The organism is Nocardia sp. NPDC003345, from assembly GCF_053589395.1.
On record NZ_JBSFRU010000415.1, the window covers coordinates 1 to 4,853 of the forward strand.

The 4,853-nt window shown below is 68.2% G+C and carries 7 protein-coding genes and 1 pseudogene; 3 read left to right on the forward strand and 5 right to left on the reverse strand.

Translation table 11 applies throughout. The features are described 5' to 3' along the window. Positions 1 to 123 (reverse strand): HTH domain-containing protein (locus ACWDU1_RS29550; protein ID WP_450003493.1); only part of this gene is annotated, 123 nt, incomplete at its 3' end. A 95-nt stretch (positions 124 to 218) separates the two neighbouring features. Here ACWDU1_RS29550 and ACWDU1_RS29555 point away from each other — a divergent pair. Then, positions 219 to 611 (forward strand): VOC family protein, encoded by a 393-nt coding sequence (locus ACWDU1_RS29555; RefSeq protein WP_450003482.1) that lies wholly within the window; start codon positions 219 to 221, stop codon positions 609 to 611. Positions 612 to 631: 20 nt separating this feature from the next. On the opposite strand, the gene ACWDU1_RS29560 is transcribed toward ACWDU1_RS29555, so the two are convergent. Together ACWDU1_RS29560 and ACWDU1_RS29565 are read right to left on the reverse strand one after the other, a co-directional pair. Beyond that, positions 632 to 1,090: a nitroreductase/quinone reductase family protein gene (locus ACWDU1_RS29560; protein WP_450003484.1), complete on the reverse strand. Its 459-nt coding sequence runs from the start codon at positions 1,088 to 1,090 to the stop codon at positions 632 to 634. A 191-nt stretch (positions 1,091 to 1,281) separates the two neighbouring features. Continuing rightward, on the reverse strand, positions 1,282 to 1,566 hold the full coding sequence (locus ACWDU1_RS29565) for a winged helix-turn-helix transcriptional regulator (RefSeq protein WP_450003485.1): 285 nt from the start codon (positions 1,564 to 1,566) through the stop codon (positions 1,282 to 1,284). Between the two features lie 160 nt (positions 1,567 to 1,726). Here ACWDU1_RS29565 and ACWDU1_RS29570 point away from each other — a divergent pair, with 160 nt between their 5' ends. Next, on the forward strand, positions 1,727 to 2,710 hold the full coding sequence (locus tag ACWDU1_RS29570) for a zinc-dependent alcohol dehydrogenase family protein (RefSeq protein ID WP_450003487.1): 984 nt from the start codon (positions 1,727 to 1,729) through the stop codon (positions 2,708 to 2,710). Between the two features lie 35 nt (positions 2,711 to 2,745). Here the strand turns inward: ACWDU1_RS29570 and ACWDU1_RS29575 are convergent, their stop codons facing one another. Next, positions 2,746 to 3,579, reverse strand: a complete 834-nt coding sequence (locus ACWDU1_RS29575; protein WP_450003489.1) for a hypothetical protein — start codon at positions 3,577 to 3,579, stop codon at positions 2,746 to 2,748. A gap of 230 nt (positions 3,580 to 3,809) precedes the next feature. After that, positions 3,810 to 4,418, reverse strand: coding sequence for a TetR family transcriptional regulator (locus ACWDU1_RS29580; protein ID WP_450003491.1), 609 nt, complete (start codon positions 4,416 to 4,418; stop codon positions 3,810 to 3,812). A 185-nt stretch (positions 4,419 to 4,603) separates the two neighbouring features. Here ACWDU1_RS29580 and ACWDU1_RS29585 point away from each other — a divergent pair. Continuing rightward, a pseudogene (locus ACWDU1_RS29585) lies at positions 4,604 to 4,853 on the forward strand (alkane 1-monooxygenase); the annotation flags it as partial.

Sequence of the window (4,853 nt, forward strand, 5' to 3'; positions counted from 1 at the left end):
GGCCTCGAGATCACGCCGGGCCGTCGCCACCGACACCTCGAGTTCGGCCGCGATCTCGGCGGCGGTGACCCGTCCGCGGGTCTGCATCAGCAACAGGGTCGCCACCAATCGGTCTGCGCGCATATCCGCGATTCTCCCCGGAAAAGTGATCAGAAGTTGAGCACTTTGCCTTGGAGGATGGTCTCAACGGCTCGACGACACAACCGAGGAGAACAACGATGCTGCGAGGAATGGCGACCGTGACGTACTACGCCGACGACCTGGAGGCGGCCAAAGACTGGTACGCGGACTTCCTGGGGACACCGCCGTACTTCGCCGTGCCCGGCTACTACGAATTCCGGATCGGCGACTATGCGCACGAATTCGGCCTGATCGACGGCGCGTACCGGCCCGGGCGCGCCCAGCCGGGGCCCGGCGGGGAGATCGTGTACTGGCACGTCGACGATCTGCGGGCCACCTACGACCGGTTGCTCGCGCTCGGCGCCACCGAATACGACCCGATCACCACCCGGGGACCCGGCTTCGTCACCGCCTCGGTGGTGGACCCGTTCGGAAATATCCTCGGCGTCATGAGCAACGCCCACTATCTGGAGATTCTCGCCGGGCAATGACCCGCCGGGGGGAGTGCGGCCTATTCGGACCGGCCCGATACCCGTTCCACCACCACGAGCGGAATCTCCCGCTCGGTCTGCTGCTGATGCGCGGCCATATGCGGGAAACGCTCCGCCAGCAGCGCGAACAGCCGCTCCCGTTCGGCACTGGCGGCGGTGCTCGCGGTACCGGTGAACAGGTCGATCCCCCCGGGAGTCGGCCGCTCGACGATGACCTGCGGCTGCGCCGCCAGGTTCCGGTACCAGGCCGGGTGGTCGGCGGCGGCCATATTGGACGCCCACAATACGATCCGGTCGTCACCGTCGGTCAGGTATCCGAGCGGCACGATATGCTGCCGCCCGCTGCGCCGTCCGACGGTGGTCAGCAGGACGAGATCGGATCCCTTCAGCATCCCGTCCAGCGTGATCTCCCCGTCGTTCTCGCGGAAATTCTCGACCACGGACCGATTGAACGCGCGCATATCACTCGGCAACGTCATCTGCGCAACACTAGTCCCGCGCTCCGCCGCGTGCTCACCACCGGTGGTCGGTGGTGTCGCTTCCGCCGGGCGGCGCCCACCGCCCGAGTGGGTCAGGTGAGTGGAGTTACCGGCCGGTGCCGAGCGATCCGCTCAGAATCTCTGCCACCCGGCGGATCTCGTCGGTCCCGCGGAGTCCCTGAACTGCCGGTTCACTCTGGCGAGGCCTGCTCCTGGAAGTCGACGACGGCCCCGCCGTGGTCCCGCGCCCAGTTCGTCAGGACGTCGATGGGCTCGACGAGGGTGCGGCCCAGATCGGTGAGGCTGTACACGACCCGCCGTGGCGCTTCGGCCCGGCGATCGACCAGCCCGTACTCCTGGAGTCGGCGCAGGGTCTGGGTGAGGACCTTGCGGGAGACACCACCGCCGATGAGGTCGACGAGTTCGCCGTGCTGCGTGGTTCCCGGCTCAGCCCGAAGAGCACCAAGACGGCCCATTTGTCGGCGAGGATCTCGACCGCCAGTCGAGTGGGACAGTCGGCGAGGAAGGCCGGTCCGGCGGTGTTCTGCATCGGATTCCAAGGTACCAGGAGGTAACCCAGGGCTCCGTAGCGTTTTCCGCAGCAGCGAATTCAGCACCGGAAGCGGAGGAATCACCATGCCACGAGTAGTCGTTTTCGATCGGTTCGGCGGGCCGGAGGTCATGCGAATCGTCGAGGAACCGGTTGTCGAGCCCGCGGCCGGCGAGGTACGGGTCAGGATGGAGGCGTTCGCCGTGAACCCGCTCGACTCGATGATGCGTTCCGGCGAGTCACCCGCGCCCGTCGCGCTGCCGCATGCCCGGCTCGGTGTCGAGGGAACCGGCACCATCGACGCGGTGGGTCCCGGCGCGCACGGTTTCGCGGCCGGCGATCCGGTGATCCTCACGGCCGTTCCGGACGCGAATCTGCGCGGTAGCTACGCCGAATACACCACGCTCCCCGCGAGCCGGGTACTCGCCCGGCCCGCGGGGCTCGCGGTCACGGAGGCGGCGGCGATCTGGGTCGCCTACTCCACGGCCTACGGCGCCCTCGTCGAGAAGGCGGGAATGCGCCCCGGCGACCACGTCCTGATCAGCGCGGCGTCCGGCGGTGTCGGCAGGGCGGCTGTTCAGATCGCGAATCAGATCGGCGCCGTGCCCATCGCCGTCACCCGGCACAGCGCGAAACGGGACGAACTGATCGCGGCCGGGGCCGCCGCGGTTGTCGCCACCGACGAAATGGATATCGTCGAATCCGTTCGTCGTCTCACCGGCGGTTCGGGCGCCGATATCGTCCTCGACCTCGTCGCGGGTCCCGGCCGGCGGGACCTCCTGGAGGCGGCCCACCCCGGCGCGCCACTGGTCGCCGCGGGTTTCCTGGATCCCCGGCCGGCACCCGTCCCGGAAGGTGCGCTGCCCGGGATCCAGAGTTATCGGAGTTTCGAGCACACTCTCGACCCCGTGGTGGTGCGGCGAATGGCGGCCTTCCTGAACACCGGTATCCGCCTCGGCGCATTGCGGCCGGCCATCGACACAGTGTTCGTCCTCGACGATGTGGCCGAGGCGCACCGGCGCCTCGAACACGGGCTTCATGAGGGGAAGAAGATCGTCGTGAAGATCTGACCATCCGCCCGGGTCGTCCCGGCCGAGCGTGGACTTCACGATGCACCGGAGTCCGGCACCCGCGATTCGCGGGCGGCCTCGACCACCTCCGGCCACTTCTCCGCGGGGACGAATTCCACCAGATGGTTGCCGTCGTCCAGGCGGGTGCACTCGATCGGCAGTAGCTCCAGCGCCGCCCGGGGAATCTGGATCACATGGTCGTCGCTGTCGCCGATCAGGATTCGATCGACCTGCGGCATCAAGCAGGCACGTTCCGACAGCAACACTGCGAAGGTGAACGTCTCGTCGCCCTTACTCGCTTCGAACACCCCGGCCGGGTCGTATCGGGGGTCGGGCCAGAGCACCGCACGCATCAACTCGAGCAGGCGGCGACCGCGTGTGGGGTCGTCGTCACCTCGGTCGAGGTCGGGGAGCGTCCGCGGGCCCAGGTGCACACTGCGGGTGGGGCCGGGCAGCGAGATCACCCCGCCGCTGTGCTCGGACAGGCGGGCCACCATCGATACCGATCGGCCGAGCTGATGGAAGGCCCACTGGTCATCGAAGATATCGCGCAGGCGATCGGGTCCGAACGGCCCGTACTCGGTGTCGACCTCGGCATCGGAGTGGTCCGCGGCCGCGCAGAGGATCCGGAGCGCCAGGTCGAGATCCTCCGGAGCGGAGGCCGCCGGCAGGGTCACCTCGAGTTCACCGTCCGCCCAGCCGACGGTGAGCCGCCGGGTGGAGATTCCCTCCCGGTACGGGTACCACGTGCCGGAAGCGGTCACCGGATCGCCGGGAGCATCGCCCTGCCAGCGGAGATCGGCGAGCGGTGGGACGAGAATGCCTGCCGGGAAGGGGAGTTCGAGGGGGACGGTGAAATCGGTGCTCACCTCCACAGCATCGCCCGGGACTCCCGGTATCCGCACCCGCTTTTCGCCGGACCCTGCCCCGCCGCCGTTCCCGGGCATGGGCGTCGGGCTACGGGCCGTCCTCGATGACTTTCAGGTGCGCGGTGAGGTCGTCGACGAACCGGCCGAGCAGCCCGCCGAAGGTGCGGCGGTCGTCATCGGACCGGCCGGCCATCGCTCCGGTGAACCAGCCGGCTCGCGACGGCGCTCGCCTACGCCGATCCCCGCGTGAGCAGGGTGTCGGACACCAGGGCGATCTGGTCGACGGCGCGATCGATGGCCCCGGTGGGCTGGAACAGGTGGCTCAGGGCGAGACGGACAATCGCTTCCACTCTGGTGCCGAACTCGTCGTCGGTGAGATCGCCGAGCCCGTACCGAGCGCGCAGGATCGCGGTGAACGCGGCGCAGGCGCGGCCCAGAACGGGCTCGGGTTCGGTCATCAGGGTCGGCAGCAGGGTGGTGTCGGCGCCGGAACGGCCGGCCAGTACGACCTTGAGCAGGGTGTTGTCGGCTGCTGTGCGCAGGGTGAAATCCGCGGCGGCGGTGATTCCCGCGAGCAGGTTCCCGGGCTCGGCGGCGACGGTTTCGGTGACGCCGGCGAGGAATGTGTCCAGTTCGGCGGCGATCACCACCTCGGCCAGATCCTGTTTGGTGCCGATCTCCTTGTAGAGCACCGGCCGGCTCACCCCGACCTCCTTGGCCACCCGGGACATATTGACCGCCCCCCAGCCCTCGGTGCAGACCAGCCGGCGTGCTGTCTCGATCACGCGGTTGCGCAGCAGTAGGCGCATCTCGCTCTGGAAGTTCGGCGTATCGGCCACGATCACCACCCTACATTGCGGCTACTTCTGTCGATTCGTTGACAATCATGACATATCTGTCTGTAATGAATACACATCAGCAAAAAGTGTAAACAGTCGAGGTGGGCGGCGTGCGATGCCGACCTCGACCGGTGCGGGCGGCAGCGGATGTGCCGCCGGTGTTCGGGAAGGCGAGGAGGGCGACGATGACGACGTCCGAAACAGAATCGGTCGGCGCGGCGAGTGAACCGTGGCGCGACCGCAAGCGATACATGTGGCTGTTCGGGTTGGTGGCACCGACCGCGCTGGGCCAGGCCGCGGCGCTGGTGTGGGTTTTCGACCAGCTCGGATGGGGCCGGGTGGCGCCGATGTGGTGGTGGATCGGCCCGCTGCTGGTCTACGTGCTGCTGCCGAGTCTGGACCGGTTCTTCGGGCCCGACGGCCAGAACCCGCCCG

Excerpts from the sequence above, each read along its gene's own strand:
- ACWDU1_RS29570 (WP_450003487.1), top strand. The coding sequence starts at position 1,727 with ATGCCACGAGTAGTCGTTTTCGATCGGTTCGGCGGGCCGGAGGTCATG.
- ACWDU1_RS29560 (WP_450003484.1), bottom strand. The coding sequence starts at position 1,090 with ATGACGTTGCCGAGTGATATGCGCGCGTTCAATCGGTCCGTGGTCGAG.
- ACWDU1_RS29565 (WP_450003485.1), bottom strand. The coding sequence starts at position 1,566 with ATGGGCCGTCTTGGTGCTCTTCGGGCTGAGCCGGGAACCACGCAGCAC.
- ACWDU1_RS29555 (WP_450003482.1), top strand. The coding sequence starts at position 219 with ATGCTGCGAGGAATGGCGACCGTGACGTACTACGCCGACGACCTGGAG.